Annotated in this window: 15 protein-coding genes; 6 read left to right on the top strand and 9 right to left on the bottom strand. The window is 49.6% G+C overall.

All coding sequences use genetic code 11. The features are described from left to right. Positions 1-16: 16 nt before the first annotated feature. The gene (cpxP, locus tag M977_RS11420) at positions 17-529 is read right to left on the bottom strand and encodes a cell-envelope stress modulator CpxP (RefSeq protein ID WP_064515050.1); all 513 of its coding nucleotides are present in this window, start codon (positions 527-529) and stop codon (positions 17-19) included. Between the two features lie 150 nt (positions 530-679). Here cpxP and cpxR point away from each other — a divergent pair, with 150 nt between their 5' ends. The 3 genes from cpxR to trmL all read left to right on the top strand — a co-directional run bounded on the left by cpxR (position 680) and on the right by trmL (position 3,308). Next, positions 680-1,378, top strand: a complete 699-nt coding sequence (gene cpxR, locus M977_RS11415) for an envelope stress response regulator transcription factor CpxR (RefSeq protein ID WP_034461436.1) — start codon at positions 680-682, stop codon at positions 1,376-1,378. Further along, complete coding sequence (cpxA, locus tag M977_RS11410) at positions 1,375-2,745, top strand: envelope stress sensor histidine kinase CpxA (RefSeq protein ID WP_064515048.1); 1,371 nt, start codon at positions 1,375-1,377, stop codon at positions 2,743-2,745. The genes cpxR and cpxA overlap by 4 nt, the downstream gene beginning before the upstream one ends. An 89-nt stretch (positions 2,746-2,834) precedes the next feature. Further along, positions 2,835-3,308 carry a tRNA (uridine(34)/cytosine(34)/5-carboxymethylaminomethyluridine(34)-2'-O)-methyltransferase TrmL gene (gene trmL, locus M977_RS11405; RefSeq protein ID WP_064515046.1) on the top strand — a complete coding sequence of 158 codons (474 nt, stop codon included), beginning with the start codon at positions 2,835-2,837 and terminating at the stop codon, positions 3,306-3,308. On the opposite strand, the gene cysE is transcribed toward trmL, so the two are convergent. The 5 genes from cysE to M977_RS11380 all read right to left on the bottom strand — a co-directional run bounded on the left by cysE (position 3,305) and on the right by M977_RS11380 (position 6,599). Then, the gene (cysE, locus tag M977_RS11400; protein WP_034500031.1) at positions 3,305-4,126 is read right to left on the bottom strand and encodes a serine O-acetyltransferase; all 822 of its coding nucleotides are present in this window, start codon (positions 4,124-4,126) and stop codon (positions 3,305-3,307) included. The genes trmL and cysE overlap by 4 nt on opposite strands. A gap of 211 nt (positions 4,127-4,337) precedes the next feature. Then, positions 4,338-5,357, bottom strand: coding sequence for an NAD(P)H-dependent glycerol-3-phosphate dehydrogenase (gene gpsA, locus M977_RS11395; RefSeq protein ID WP_064515044.1), 1,020 nt, complete (start codon positions 5,355-5,357; stop codon positions 4,338-4,340). Continuing rightward, positions 5,357-5,830, bottom strand: a complete 474-nt coding sequence (gene secB / locus M977_RS11390) for a protein-export chaperone SecB (protein WP_034461441.1) — start codon at positions 5,828-5,830, stop codon at positions 5,357-5,359. Before secB ends, gpsA begins: the two co-directional genes overlap by 1 nt. Before the next feature lie 61 nt (positions 5,831-5,891). Continuing rightward, positions 5,892-6,143: a glutaredoxin 3 gene (gene grxC, locus M977_RS11385; protein WP_064515041.1), complete on the bottom strand. Its 252-nt coding sequence runs from the start codon at positions 6,141-6,143 to the stop codon at positions 5,892-5,894. Positions 6,144-6,167: 24 nt separating this feature from the next. Next, the gene (locus M977_RS11380) at positions 6,168-6,599 is read right to left on the bottom strand and encodes a rhodanese-like domain-containing protein (protein ID WP_064515039.1); all 432 of its coding nucleotides are present in this window, start codon (positions 6,597-6,599) and stop codon (positions 6,168-6,170) included. A gap of 245 nt (positions 6,600-6,844) precedes the next feature. On the opposite strand from M977_RS11380, the gene gpmM reads away from it, so the two are divergent. The 3 genes from gpmM to M977_RS11365 are packed head-to-tail and all read left to right on the top strand — an operon-like array spanning position 6,845 to position 10,639. Continuing rightward, positions 6,845-8,392 carry a 2,3-bisphosphoglycerate-independent phosphoglycerate mutase gene (gene gpmM, locus M977_RS11375; protein WP_064515037.1) on the top strand — a complete coding sequence of 516 codons (1,548 nt, stop codon included), beginning with the start codon at positions 6,845-6,847 and terminating at the stop codon, positions 8,390-8,392. Between the two features lie 9 nt (positions 8,393-8,401). Beyond that, the gene (gene envC, locus M977_RS11370) at positions 8,402-9,685 is read left to right on the top strand and encodes a murein hydrolase activator EnvC (RefSeq protein ID WP_064515035.1); all 1,284 of its coding nucleotides are present in this window, start codon (positions 8,402-8,404) and stop codon (positions 9,683-9,685) included. 3 nt (positions 9,686-9,688) lie between these two features. Continuing rightward, positions 9,689-10,639, top strand: a complete 951-nt coding sequence (locus M977_RS11365; RefSeq protein WP_064515033.1) for a divergent polysaccharide deacetylase family protein — start codon at positions 9,689-9,691, stop codon at positions 10,637-10,639. 47 nt (positions 10,640-10,686) lie between these two features. Here the strand turns inward: M977_RS11365 and M977_RS11360 are convergent, their stop codons facing one another. The 3 genes from M977_RS11360 to kbl all read right to left on the bottom strand — a co-directional run bounded on the left by M977_RS11360 (position 10,687) and on the right by kbl (position 14,053). Then, on the bottom strand, positions 10,687-11,640 hold the full coding sequence (locus tag M977_RS11360; RefSeq protein ID WP_064515129.1) for a glycosyltransferase: 954 nt from the start codon (positions 11,638-11,640) through the stop codon (positions 10,687-10,689). Positions 11,641-11,820: 180 nt separating this feature from the next. Further along, positions 11,821-12,846 (bottom strand): L-threonine 3-dehydrogenase, encoded by a 1,026-nt coding sequence (gene tdh / locus M977_RS11355; RefSeq protein ID WP_064515031.1) that lies wholly within the window; start codon positions 12,844-12,846, stop codon positions 11,821-11,823. 10 nt (positions 12,847-12,856) lie between these two features. After that, positions 12,857-14,053, bottom strand: coding sequence for a glycine C-acetyltransferase (kbl, locus tag M977_RS11350; RefSeq protein WP_064515029.1), 1,197 nt, complete (start codon positions 14,051-14,053; stop codon positions 12,857-12,859). Positions 14,054-14,064 lie beyond the last annotated feature (11 nt).

Raw genomic sequence — 14,064 nt, 5'->3', positions numbered from 1 at the left:
AGGAAAACAGGGTTTGTTACTGGTTACTATGCTTACTGCTATTACTCAGTGCCTGCATCGAAGACATCTGTTGCAGGTCCGCCAGTTCACGGAATTGATCCATGCGCTGTTGGTGTTTGTCATTTAAAACGGCCTGTTGCTCAGGACTTAACAAGCGGTACATTTGGTTGCGTACTTTCGCCATTTCAACTTGGCGAGCCACTTGTTCTTGTGCCATTTTTTCAGCCTGGACACGCACTGCCGTTTCATCAAAATTATCTGCGGTGACCAGATTATGCATGGTCTCCATTTCGCTTACATTCACGGGTGGGCTATCATGCCGTGCTCGTTGCATTAGATCGCGCATTTGTTGGCGCTGTTGTTCGGTAAGGTTTATCCCATCGAACATATGGCTCTGAAGGTGATTACGCTTTACTAAACCTTCACCGCCCTGGTACCAGTTATCGCTGGCCGGTAAGTCTCTGGCCTGGCAAGCCAAGGTTACCAGAGTCAATGTAGAGGCCATGACGGCAGCGGTAACATTGCGCATCACTTGCTCCTGATATCATCTGTGCTGCGATTCAACGAGATTCAGTCTACGATTCCCGCTGCAAACTAGCGTCAGGGGGTGTAAAACAACGTAAAGTCATAGATTAGCTCGCCTTGATGACGTAATTTCTGCCTCGGAGGTAATTTAACAATGAATAAAATTCTGCTAGTTGATGATGACCGAGAGCTTACTTCCCTGTTAAAGGAACTGCTCGACATGGAAGGTTTTAACGTAATTGTTGCCCACGACGGCGAACAAGCGTTGGAGCTCCTTGATGACACCATTGACCTTTTATTGCTCGACGTGATGATGCCGAAGAAAAATGGCATTGATACGTTGAAAGAGTTGCGTCAATCACACCAGACCCCAGTCATTATGCTAACAGCGCGAGGAAGTGAGCTCGATCGCGTGCTGGGCCTTGAACTCGGTGCAGATGACTATCTGCCTAAACCATTCAACGATCGTGAACTGGTGGCCCGTATACGCGCTATTTTGCGTCGTTCACACTGGAGCGAGCAGCAACAAAACAGTGACAGTGGCTCACCGACTGTCGAAGTCGACGGTTTAAGCCTGAATCCTGGACGTCAGGAAGCAAGCTTTGATGGGCAAGCGCTGGATTTGACCGGTACCGAATTCACCCTGCTCTACTTGCTGGCACAGCATCTGGGCCAGGTGGTTTCACGCGAACATTTAAGCCAGGAAGTTCTGGGTAAACGCCTGACACCTTTTGACCGCGCAATCGACATGCATATTTCCAATTTGCGTCGTAAATTGCCGGACCGTAAAGATGGGCATCCGTGGTTTAAAACATTACGTGGCCGCGGCTACCTGATGGTGTCTGCTTCATGATAAGTAGCCTTACCGCGCGTATTTTTGCCATCTTCTGGTTGACGTTGGCGTTAGTGCTGATGCTAGTGCTGATGCTGCCTAAACTGGATTCGCGTCAAATGACCGAATTGATGGAGAATGAGCAACGTCAAGGCATCATGATTGAACAGCATGTCGAAGCGGAACTTGAAAACGATCCACCCAACGACCTGATGTGGTGGCGTCGTTTGTTCCGGGCCATTGATAAATGGGCACCACCGGGGCAGCGTTTATTACTTGTGACCAGCGAAGGGCGAGTGATTGGCGCCCAGCGCAATGAAATGCAGATCATTCGTAACTTTATCGGCCAGTCCGATAACTCGGATCATCCGCAAAAGAAAAAATATGGTCGTGTCGAATTAGTAGGGCCATTCTCCGTACGAGATGGCGAAGATAACTACCAGCTCTACCTGATTCGCCCTGCAAGTAACTCCCAATCTGATTTTATTAACCTGCTGTTTGATAGACCTTTACTGTTACTCATCGTCACAATGCTGGTCAGTTCACCGCTGCTATTATGGCTGGCGTGGAGCCTGGCAAAACCAGCGCGCAAGTTGAAAAATGCTGCGGATGAAGTAGCCCAGGGGAATTTGCGCCAGCACCCTGAACTCGAATCCGGGCCGCAAGAATTTCTCGCAGCCGGCGCCAGCTTTAACCAGATGATTACCGCGCTGGAAAGAATGATGACAAGCCAGCAACGGCTGTTGTCCGATATCTCTCACGAATTGCGTACCCCATTGACGCGCCTGCAATTAGGCACAGCATTGCTGCGACGTAAAACCGGTGAAAGCAAAGAACTGGAGCGTATCGAAACCGAAGCTCAGCGTCTGGACGGTATGATCAACGACCTGTTAGTGATGTCCCGCAATCAGCAAAAAAATGCGCTGGCGAGTGAGACAATGAAAGCCAATCAGATCTGGTCTGAAGTGCTGGATAACGCGGCTTTCGAAGCGGAGCAAATGGGTAAATCACTGGAAGTGACCTACCCGCCTGGCCCGTGGCTGATGTACGGCAACCCGAACTCACTGGAAAGTGCGCTGGAAAATATTGTCCGTAATGCATTACGTTATTCGCACACGAAAATTGCCGTTAATTTCTCCGTGGATAATCAAGGCATTACTGTCACGGTAGATGATGATGGCCCAGGCGTGAGCCCGGAAGATCGTGAACAAATATTCCGTCCTTTCTACCGCACAGATGAAGCGCGCGATCGTGAATCTGGTGGTACCGGTCTGGGGTTAGCGATTGTCGAAACTGCCGTTCAGCAACATCGTGGCTGGGTGAAAGCCGATGACAGCCCGTTGGGCGGATTGCGGTTAGTGCTTTGGCTGCCGCTTTATCATCGTTAATTTTTCGCCATAAAGAACAGGTCCTTCGGGGCCTGTTTTCCTTCCTGCCATAAATTGATATTCTGCGCGCCAGGTCTTATGGGGGCAGTATGCTAAATATCGTTTTGTTTGAACCAGAAATCCCACCCAATACCGGGAATATTATTCGTCTATGCGCCAATACCGGCTTCCGGCTGCATATCATCGAGCCGACAGGCTTTGGCTGGGACGATAAGCGACTGCGCCGTGCTGGTCTGGATTATCATGAGTTTGCAGCCGTGAATCGCCATCACAACTATGACGCATTTTTAGCGGCGGAAAACCCACAGCGAATTTTTGCATTAACCACAAAGGGTACGCCTGCGCACAGCGCAGTAAGCTATCAGGATGGGGATTATTTGGTGTTTGGCCCGGAAACACGCGGCCTGCCAGCAACGATTCTTGATGCTTTGCCTGCTGAGCAAAAAATCCGTATTCCGATGATGCCGGACAGCCGCAGCATGAATTTATCGAATGCAGTATCGGTGGTGGTGTATGAAGCGTGGCGCCAGCTTGGTTACCCCGGCGCCGTGCTGAGAAGCTAGATTCCGTCGCCGTATTCGAAACCATTGTTAGCACCGTTAAAGTGCTGATCCATATCAATGGCAGGCATATCGCTTTCAGGCTTGCCAACAATTCGCGCAGGAACGCCAGCCGCCGTGGTATGAGGCGGCACTGGCTGTAACACTACAGAGCCTGCGCCAATTTTTGCCCCACGCCCAATTTCAATGTTGCCGAGGATTTTCGCCCCGGCACCAATCATCACGCCTTCACGAATTTTCGGGTGGCGGTCGCCGCTGGTTTTGCCCGTACCGCCCAGGGTAACAGACTGCAAAATCGACACATCGTTTTCAACGATAGCGGTTTCACCGATCACAATGCCGGTTGCGTGATCGAGCATGATCCCACAGCCAATTTTCGCCGCCGGATGAATATCTACCTGAAATGAAACCGAAACCTGATTTTGCAGGAATATCGCCAGAGCCCTGCGTCCCTCTTTCCACAGCCAATGGCCGATACGGTAGGACTGCAAAGCATGAAAACCTTTCAGGTATAACAGCGGAGTGGAATATTTATCGACTGCCGGGTCACGGGTGCGCACTGCCTGAATATCGCAGGCAGCGGAAGCAATCATTTGTGGTTCTGCCGCGTATGCCTCTTCGACAACTTCACGAATCGCAATGGCAGGCATAATCGGGGAGGCTAGCTTATTGGCGAGCATGTAGCTCAGCGCGCTGCCGAGGTTTTCGTGCTTGAGGAGAGTTGCGTGGTAAAAACTGGCCAACATTGGTTCACAATCGGCAAGCGCTCGTGCTTCGGCTTTAATGTTGTTCCACACCAGATCCAGTTCTTCAGACGACATTGATCTCTCCAGACAGAAAAACAGCGCCCGGCACAAAGTACCGGAACGCTTCAGTTATTGCGGTTGTGTTGTTCCATCAATTGTAGTGATACCCAAAATAATTCGAGTTGCATCGCGGCGGCAAGAGAACGAGTCCCGATGAGCTTACATAAGAAAGTGATTCGGGTGAGTTCTCGCAGCCAATAAAGATGCAGCTTGAAGTATGAAGGTATTAACTACCGCTCCGCTCATCCTTGCGAGTACGACCAAGCAAAGTCAATGCTGCCTCGCGCGCGTTTTTTCCGCAATACAATACCTGATAAATTTCCTCGGTTATTGGCATTTCAACGCCAAAACGCGCCGCCAACTCCCGAACTTCTTTGGTATTACGGTAACCTTCAACCACCTGGCCAATTTTCTGCTGCGCCGAATCCACATCCGCACCCTGCCCCAGCGCCATGCCGAAGCGACGGTTACGAGATTGGTTATCGGTACACGTCAATACCAGGTCGCCCAGGCCAGCCATTCCCATGAACGTTTCAGGGTCAGCGCCTAAAGCAGTGCCAAGACGTGTCATTTCCGCAAGGCCGCGAGTGATTAGAGCCGTACGAGCATTCGCACCGAAGCCAATACCGTCAGACATACCCGCACCAATCGCAATCACGTTCTTCACCGCACCGCCCAACTGCACGCCGATGAAATCCGGGTTGCTGTAAACACGGAAGCTTTTGCCGCAGTGCAGCAATTGCTGGAGATCCTGAGCGAAAGTTTCGTCAGTTGCCGCGAGAGCAATTGCCGTTGGTAAACCAGCTGCCAGCTCTTTGGCAAACGTAGGGCCGGAAATCACCGCCAGAGGAATATCATCCCCTAACGCTTCACGCGCCACGTCTTGCAACAGACGACCGGTTTCCGCTTCCAGACCTTTAGTCGCCCAGACGATACGAGCATCTGCACGCATCAGCGGTTTAATTTGACGCAGCACTTCGCCAAATACATGGCTCGGCACCACTACCAGAATATTACGGCTGGCCGCCAAAGCTTTCGCTAAGTCGCTTTCAAGGTGAAGAGTGTCAGGGAAAGGTACGTCAGGAAGAAATGCGGCATTACAGCGATCGGCCTGCAATACAGCAAGGTGTTTAGGGTCATGGCCCCACAGTACAACGTGGTGACCATTACGCGCCAGGGTGATGGCAAGAGCGGTGCCGTACGAGCCGGCACCGATCACAGTCATTGAAGCATTAAGGCTGTTCATCAGGCATCCTGATGGTTTTCAGCACCTTCGCCTTCGCCAGATTGCTGCTGCAGGTAGCTCATGAACAGCGCATCGAAGTTAACCGGTGCAAGGTTCAGCTGCGGGAAGGTGCCACGAGAAACCAGGCTAGTGATTGCTTCACGTGCATAAGGGAACAGAATGTTCGGGCAGTACGCACCCAGGCAATGTGCCATCTGCGGACCTTCGATCCCACCGATGGAGAAGATACCAGCCTGCTGAACTTCACACAGGAACGCAGTGTCTTCGCCCAGTGTTGCGGTCACGGTTACACGCAACACAACTTCATAAACGTCGTCTGCCAGTTGGCTTGAAGCGGTATCGAGATCCAGCTTCACTTCAGGCTGCCAGTCTTTCTGGAATACGTGCGGTGCATTTGGTGCTTCGAAAGAGATGTCCTTGGTGTAGACACGCTGAATCTGGAAAGCCATTTCTGTGTTGTTTTGTTCTGACATTGTTAAACCCTTAAAAAATTAATACGTCCTTTAAACGGCAGTAAGCGACAAAGGAACTGCACTAGCGCAGCAGAGGATCGAGTCCACCACGAGCGTCGAGTGCATACAAGTCATCGCAACCACCAATGTGCTGCGCATCAATAAAAATCTGCGGCACTGTGGTTCGCCCACTGCGTTTAATCATCTCTTCACGCTTAACAGCATCGCCATCAATCGCTAATTCCTGAAACTTGACCCCTTTGCTTTGCAGCAGGTCTTTTGCACGGTGGCAAAATGGACAGGTTGCTTTAGTGTAGATTTCAATATTCGCCATGGTTTTACCCCAGTGTGCGTAGCATTATTTACCGCGAACTAATGGCAGGTTTTCCCCGCTCCAGCCAGCAATACCTTCTTTCAGCAAAGTCACCTTTTCAAAACCAGCTTTCGTCAATAACGCCGCTGATTCCTGAGAGGAAATACCATTACCACAAACAACGATCACAGGCTGCGCTTTATGTTTTTCCAACTCACCGAAGTTGCCACTTTTAATATCAGCGGTCAGTACATTCAATGAGTTAGCGATATGTCCTTTACGGTAATCATCACGCGAACGCACGTCGACGACAACGGCGTCTTCTTTGTTGATAAGGCGTGTTGCTTCACCACGGGTGATGACCTTAACTTTAGAGGTCAAACCTTTAAAGGTCATGAAAAGTACGGCGGCCAGTAAGCCAACCCACGCCAGACTAAGTATGGGATGGCGACTCACGAATTGCATAATTTCTTGCATGGGGGGGTGTAACTCCCGACTAAGTAATATGAAAAAACCAGGTGAGGAGTATACATTTGCGTTGTGCCAAATACAGCCAGTCTGCGCCAGGTAATGTAGATTCTGCGGACTGTTACGAAAAAAATTACCGCAACGACGTAAAACCGATCACAATCCAGCCTCTTTCTTTGATCTTCTGCGGCTATTTACCCCGCAGCCTGTAGTAAAATTACGCAAATTTTGTCTTTGACTTAGAGGTTGTCGCAATGTCAGTTACTAAAAAACCTATGGTTCTGGTGATTCTTGATGGTTATGGTCACCGCGAAGAGCAGCAGGATAACGCTATTCTGAATGCAAAAACCCCGGTTATGGATAGCCTGTGGGCTCAGCGTCCACATACTTTGATCAACGCATCTGGCCTGGAAGTCGGTCTGCCAGAAGGCCAAATGGGTAACTCCGAAGTTGGCCACGTAAACCTCGGCGCAGGCCGTATTGTTTACCAGGATTTGACTCGTCTGGACGTTGAAATTAAAGAACGTACTTTCTTCGCAAACCCTACGCTGACTGCGGCAGTAGACAAAGCTGTTGCTGCTGGTAAAGCAGTACACATAATGGGTCTGGCTTCAGCCGGTGGCGTTCACAGCCACGAAGAACACATTCTGGCAATGATTGAGCTGGCTGCTGAACGAGGTGCTGAAGCAATCTACCTGCACGCATTCCTGGATGGCCGCGATACACCGCCACGCAGCGCTGAATCCTCTCTGAAGAAGTTTGCCGACAAGTTTGCCGCACTGGGCAAAGGCCGCGTTGCGTCTCTGATTGGCCGTTACTACGCTATGGACCGCGACAACCGCTGGGATCGCGTTGAACTGGCTTACGACCTGCTGACTCTGGCTCAAGGCGAATACCAGGCAGAATCCGCTATTGCGGGTCTGGAAGCCGCATACGCTCGCGATGAGAACGATGAATTCGTTAAACCAACTGTTATTCGTGCTGAAGGCGAAGCAGACGCAGCAATGAACGATGGCGATGCGCTGATCTTCATGAACTTCCGTGCTGACCGTGCTCGTCAAATCACCCGTACTTTCGTTAACGCTGACTTCGACGGTTTTTCCCGTAAGAAAGTGGTTAACTTCGGTGATTTCGTGATGCTGACTGAATATGCAGCGGATATCAAAGCCGCTTGTGCTTACCCACCAGCTTCACTGAGCAACACCTTCGGTGAGTGGATGGCGAAGCATGACAAAACCCAGCTGCGTATTTCCGAAACTGAAAAATATGCTCACGTTACCTTCTTCTATAACGGTGGCGTTGAAGAACCATTTGCTGGCGAAGACCGCATTCTGATTAACTCCCCGAAAGTTGCTACTTACGATCTGCAACCAGAAATGAGTTCTGTAGAGCTGACCGAAAAACTGCTGGCAGCGATCAACAGCGGCAAATACGACACCATCATTTGTAACTATCCAAATGGTGATATGGTCGGGCATACCGGTGTTTACGAAGCAGCTATCGCAGCTATCGAAGCGCTGGACCAGTGTATTGCTCAGGTTGTTTCCGCCGTTGAAAACGTAGGTGGGCAGTTGCTGATCACCGCTGACCACGGTAACGCAGAGCAGATGGCTGACCCGGCTACTGGCCAGGCGCACACCGCGCATACCAGCCTGCCTGTTCCATTGATTTATGTGGGCGATCGTAGTGTGAAAGCGGTAGAAGGCGGCAAGCTTTCTGATATCGCACCGACTATGTTGAGCCTGATGGGTATGGAAATCCCGCAAGAGATGACTGGCAAGCCGCTGTTCATCGTGGAATAATCCCTCCCCATGAGGGGAAAGGCGATTTTTTCAATAACATGGGCCGTGAAAACGAAACTGTTTTCAGTCAGGCCTGTGATGTACGCCAGCGTGTTAAGCGCTGGCGTATTGTTATGCCCCATGATCAGCCATGCCGACGATCGCGCCGAGTTAAAATCTATCCAGCAGGATATTGCTACTCAAGAACGTGCGGTACGTCAGCAACAGCAACAACGTTCAACATTACTCGCCCAACTCCAGGCACAAGAAAAAGCCATTGCCGAAGCCAGCCGCAAGCTGCGCGACACGCAAAACACGCTTGCCGAACTCAACAGCCAAATCGACACCATGAATGCTTCACTCGCGAAACTGCAAAAGCAGCAGGCTTCGCAGGAACGCAACCTGGCCGCTCAGCTCGATGCTTCTTTCCGTCAGGGCCAACATACCGGTATTCAGCTGATTTTAAGCGGCGAAGAGAGCCAGCGTGGGCAACGTTTACAGGCTTACTTTGGTTACCTGAATGCTGCACGCCAGGAAACGATTGAAGGGCTGAAGCAAACCAAAGCGGAAGTGGCGACGCAAAAAGAGAGTCTGGAATCCAAGCAAACCGAACAGCAAACGTTGCTTTACGAACAACAAGCTCAGCAAACTCAGCTTGAAAGCGCGCGTAACGAGCGCAAGAAAACACTGTCGACGCTCGAATCCTCTTTGCAGCAAGATCAGCAAAAGCTGAGTGAAATGCGCCAGAACCAGTCGCGTCTCCAGGGGCAGATTGCCCGTGCGGAAGCCGCTGCGAAAGCAAGAGCAGAAAAAGAAGCGCGTGAAGCTGAGCAAGTTAAAATTCGCCAAAAGGAAGCAACCAGCAAAGGCAGCACCTACAAACCAACAGAAAGCGAACGCTCACTGATTTCGCGTACAGGTGGTCTCGGCGCTCCACGCGGCCAAGCATTCTGGCCGGTACGCGGTTCAATCCTGCATCGCTATGGCGAACAACTCCAGGGTGAGCTACGTTGGAAAGGTATTGTTATCGCCGCAGGTGAAGGCACTGAAGTTAAAGCCATCGCTGATGGGCGTGTGATCCTTGCCGACTGGTTGCAGGGTTACGGCCTCGTTGTTGTAGTTGAACACGGCAAAGGCGATATGAGTTTGTACGGTTACAACCAAAGTGCGTTGGTTAACGTTGGAACACAAGTTCGCGCCGGCCAGGCTATCGCTCTGGTGGGTAACAGTGGTGGTCAGGGCCGCCCGTCACTTTATTTCGAAATTCGTCGCCAGGGCCAGGCAGTCAATCCACAACCGTGGTTGGGAAGATAAGTTTTGCTTCAATTCCGTCGTGTGTTTTTCTCTTTCGTCAGCACACTCATGCTGGCAACCCCTGTTTACGCTGGAAAGCTGGCAATCGTTATAGATGACTTCGGTTATCGCCCCGCGCAAGAAAATCAGGTTATCGCTCTGCCCTCTAATATTTCCGTGGCTGTTTTGCCCAACGCTCCTCACGCCCGCGAAATGGCAACCAAAGCGCACAATGCCGGGCATGAAGTGCTGATCCATTTACCGATGGCTCCGCTCAGCAAGCAGCCTCTGGAAAAAGACACGCTGCGTCCGGATATGAGCAGTGGTGAAATCGAACGAATTATCCGTGAAGCCGTGAATGATGTTCCCTATGCCGTGGGGTTGAATAACCACATGGGTAGCGCGATGACATCCAGCCTGTTTGGCATGCAGAAAGTGATGCAGGCGCTGGGGCAATATAATCTCTATTTCCTCGATAGCATGACGATAGGCAATAGCCAGTCGATGCGAGCTGCCGCCGGAACGAATGTCAAAGTTATCAAGCGCAAAGTGTTCCTGGACGATACTCAGAATGAAGCTGATATTCGTTTCCAGTTTAACCGTGCTGTAGAACTTGCGCGCCGAAATGGCTCTGCGATAGCCATCGGTCACCCGCATCCAACAACCGTGCGCGTATTGCAACAGATGGTGTACAACTTACCTTCAGATATTACGTTGGTCCGCCCGAGCAGCTTGTTGAACGAACCGCAGGTTGATACCTCGAAGCCAAACAATACTCGCCCTGTAGTGCCCGGCAAACCGACGGAGCAACCGCGTAATCCATTTAAAGGCATTAGTCTGTGCAAACCGAAACAGCCTTTGCAGCCTGTCTATGCCACTACGTTCTTTACTGTGTTGAGTGAAAGCATCAGCCAGAGCCAATTAATGCAATATATGCAGCATCAATGGCAGGGTTGGGGTAAACGCGTTCAATAAGATAAAAGCTGTCAGATTTTTCTGGCAGCTTTTATCACAACATTGGATTAGCTACTCTTCATAGAAAAATATAGTCTAATTAATAGCCAAAACTGTTTAAAAGTGCTTGCGCCGAGAAATAAATCAATAAAACTAATTTTCTCTAAGAATAATTTTTTGACGGCTTTTTTATCTGATACTCTTTTACGGAACAAACCTAAAAAGTGTCGACATTCGTGAGATGCATGTTTCAGAAGTGCTTTTTTTATTCCTGGTTTTTTATTTTCTTTGGCATAAGCGATAAGCTTGCTGATTACTTCAATATAGCTATAAGCACGACGATCAAAGTACTTACTGCTATTTGTAATTGAGTGTGGATTTTTTACATAGAAGTAGTCAGGTTTTTCCGATATGTAAAGCTGACCATTAAACAAACCGAGCATGGTTGTCCAAAGGATATCCTGATGACTGTATCCTGCATTGAATACAAGATTGTTACTCTTGATATATTCCGACTTTATAATTTGTAGCCAGAGATAATGCGGCCACTCACCATTATTAACGGCACTTTCAATCCATTCATTTCCTGTAATAATACGATTATATTTTTGCTTTCTATGGATAACTCGACCATCCTGAGAATTATAAACTCTTACAATACGTCCGTTGGTAATAAACACATCAACATCATGCTTCATTGCCTCCGTATATCGGTCAAAAACCATATTGTCAGAAAAGTCATCATCCGAGTCCAGCAACATAACCCATTGCCCTCGATGTTTAGCCAATGCGGCATTTCTTGCTGCATAAACGCCTTGATTTTCCTGATTTATAATTATTAGTCGATCATCATCAAAATGATTAATTACATCTAATGTATTATCAACCGATCCGTCATTTACAATGATAATCTCGATACCAATTCGGGTTTCTGCCAGTAATTTACTTAAAACACGTGAAATATTCCCCTCATCGTTATATACCGGAATAATTATACTGACATCAACACTAGCCGTACTCACCACACTAACCTCCAGGGGATCACCGTAATATCACCAGTGCATCATACAAAAAGCGATACGTTTAACAATAACAAGTAAGCACGTAGCGATAAATAAAAACAAAGGCTGTCATAGTGAGTCTTTGCATCGAGAGTGGTCAATATAAATATCGACCACTCTGATTAAATACCTATCTAAATATTAGTCCCAGCTAAGAATGACTTTACCAGACTGCCCGGAACGCATGGCATCAAAACCTTTCTGGAAATCATCGATACCAAAACGGTGAGTGATAATTGGTGACAGATCCAGACCAGACTGAATCAGCGCCGCCATTTTGTACCAGGTTTCGAACATCTCGCGCCCGTAAATACCTTTGATGAACAAGCCCTTGAAGATGACTTTCGTCCAGTCGATAGACATATCTGACGGAGGAATACCCAGCATCGCAATACGACCACCGTGGTTCATGGTATCGAGCATGGTACGGAATGCCGGTGGAGCACCAGACATCTCAAGGCCCACATCAAAGCCTTCGGTCATGCCCAACTCTTTCATTACGTCGGTCAGGCTCTCTTTGCTGACGTTTACCGCTCGGGTCACGCCCATTTCACGCGCCAGTTCAAGACGATATTCGTTCACATCGGTGATCACGACATTACGCGCACCAACGTGTTTAGCGACAGCTGCTGCCATAATACCGATTGGACCAGCACCTGAAACCAGCACATCTTCACCCACCAGATCGAAAGACAAAGCAGTGTGAACTGCATTGCCAAACGGGTCGAAGATAGATGCCAGATCGTCAGAAATATTGTCAGGAATTTTGAAAGCATTGAAGGCAGGCAGCACCAGGTACTCTGCGAAACAGCCAGGGCGGTTTACGCCAACACCTGTGGTATTACGGCACAAGTGAGTGCGGCCAGCGCGACAGTTACGGCAGTGACCACAAGTGATATGGCCTTCACCGGATACACGGTCGCCAATTTTAAAGCCTTTAACTTCTTGGCCGATGCCAACCACTTCACCCACATATTCGTGACCGACAACCATCGGAACCGGAATAGTTTTCTGCGACCATTCGTCCCAGTTATAAATATGCACATCGGTGCCGCAGATTGCGGTTTTACGGATTTTGATCAGCAGATCGTTATGACCCATTTCAGGCGTGGGTGCATCCGTCATCCAGATGCCTTCTTCTGCTTTCAGTTTCGCTAATGCTTTCATGACCGCTCCCTCAGGCGATAACGCCCAACTGTTTACCGATACGCGTAAATGCGTCAACCGCACGTTCAATTTGTTCAGTCGTGTGAGCCGCTGACATCTGAGTACGGATGCGCGCTTGACCTTTTGGTACTACCGGGAAGAAGAACCCAGTGACATAAATGCCTTCTTTTTGCAATTCACGCGCAAAGTTCTGTGCCACAACCGCTTCACCTAGCATCACAGGGATGATGGCGTGATCCGCCCCCGCCAGGGTAAAACCTGCTGCGGACATTTTCTCGCGGAACAAACTCGCGTTAGCCCACAGACGAGCACGAATCTCAGCGCCGGTTTCCAGCATTTCCAGAACTTTGATGGATGCCGAAACGATAGCCGGGGCCAAAGAGTTAGAGAAAAGGTATGGGCGAGAGCGCTGACGCAGCCACTCGATCACTTCTTTACGACCCGCAGTATAGCCGCCGGACGCGCCGCCGAGCGCTTTGCCCAACGTGCCGGTAATGATGTCTACACGATCCATCACATCGCAATATTCATGCGTGCCACGGCCATTTTCACCGACAAAACCGACTGCGTGAGAATCATCAACCATCACCAGCGCATCATATTCATCAGCTAAATCACAAACACCGTTCAGGTTCGCAATCACGCCATCCATAGAGAAGACACCATCGGTGGCAATCATGATGTGACGAGCCCCTGCCGCACGCGCTTCTTTCAGGCGAGCCTCAAGCTCTTGCATATCGTTGTTTGCATAGCGATAACGCTGTGCTTTACACAGACGCACACCATCAATAATGGATGCGTGGTTCAGGGCATCAGAAATAATCGCATCTTCTGGGCCAAGCAGTGTTTCAAACAGGCCGCCGTTGGCATCGAAGCAGGAAGAGTAAAGAATTGCATCTTCCATTCCGAGGAAGCCAGCAAGCTTGCCCTCCAGCTCTTTATGGCTGTCTTGCGTCCCACAAATGAAACGCACAGATGCCATCCCAAAACCGTGTGTATCCATGCCCTGCTTTGCGGCATCGATCAGCTGCGGGTGGTTAGCGAGCCCAAGATAGTTATTGGCGCAGAAGTTAATAACATGACTGCCATCAGCAACAGTGATATCTGCCTGTTGGGCAGAAGTGATAATACGTTCTTCTTTAAACAACCCTTCCGCCCGTGCGGTTTCAAGTTGGGATGTTAACTGTTGGTAAAAATCTCCGCGCATTGCGATTCTCC

It is taken from the genome of Buttiauxella gaviniae ATCC 51604 (genome assembly GCF_001654835.1).
Lineage (GTDB): Bacteria > Pseudomonadota > Gammaproteobacteria > Enterobacterales > Enterobacteriaceae > Buttiauxella > Buttiauxella gaviniae.
Note: the sequence above shows the minus strand (reverse complement) of the source record. Positions and strands in the feature narration are given on the sequence as shown.

Bases quoted from the DNA above. Each gene is read 5' to 3' on its own strand.
- tdh (WP_064515031.1), bottom strand. From the start codon at position 12,846: ATGAAAGCATTAGCGAAACTGAAAGCAGAAGAAGGCATCTGGATGACG.
- cpxP (WP_064515050.1), bottom strand. From the start codon at position 529: ATGCGCAATGTTACCGCTGCCGTCATGGCCTCTACATTGACTCTGGTA.
- gpsA (WP_064515044.1), bottom strand. From the start codon at position 5,357: ATGAACAGCCTTAATGCTTCAATGACTGTGATCGGTGCCGGCTCGTAC.
- cysE (WP_034500031.1), bottom strand. From the start codon at position 4,126: ATGTCGTCTGAAGAACTGGATCTGGTGTGGAACAACATTAAAGCCGAA.
- cpxA (WP_064515048.1), top strand. From the start codon at position 1,375: ATGATAAGTAGCCTTACCGCGCGTATTTTTGCCATCTTCTGGTTGACG.
- cpxR (WP_034461436.1), top strand. From the start codon at position 680: ATGAATAAAATTCTGCTAGTTGATGATGACCGAGAGCTTACTTCCCTG.
- M977_RS11380 (WP_064515039.1), bottom strand. From the start codon at position 6,599: ATGCAAGAAATTATGCAATTCGTGAGTCGCCATCCCATACTTAGTCTG.
- grxC (WP_064515041.1), bottom strand. From the start codon at position 6,143: ATGGCGAATATTGAAATCTACACTAAAGCAACCTGTCCATTTTGCCAC.
- trmL (WP_064515046.1), top strand. From the start codon at position 2,835: ATGCTAAATATCGTTTTGTTTGAACCAGAAATCCCACCCAATACCGGG.
- kbl (WP_064515029.1), bottom strand. From the start codon at position 14,053: ATGCGCGGAGATTTTTACCAACAGTTAACATCCCAACTTGAAACCGCA.
- gpmM (WP_064515037.1), top strand. From the start codon at position 6,845: ATGTCAGTTACTAAAAAACCTATGGTTCTGGTGATTCTTGATGGTTAT.
- envC (WP_064515035.1), top strand. From the start codon at position 8,402: ATGAGGGGAAAGGCGATTTTTTCAATAACATGGGCCGTGAAAACGAAA.
- secB (WP_034461441.1), bottom strand. From the start codon at position 5,830: ATGTCAGAACAAAACAACACAGAAATGGCTTTCCAGATTCAGCGTGTC.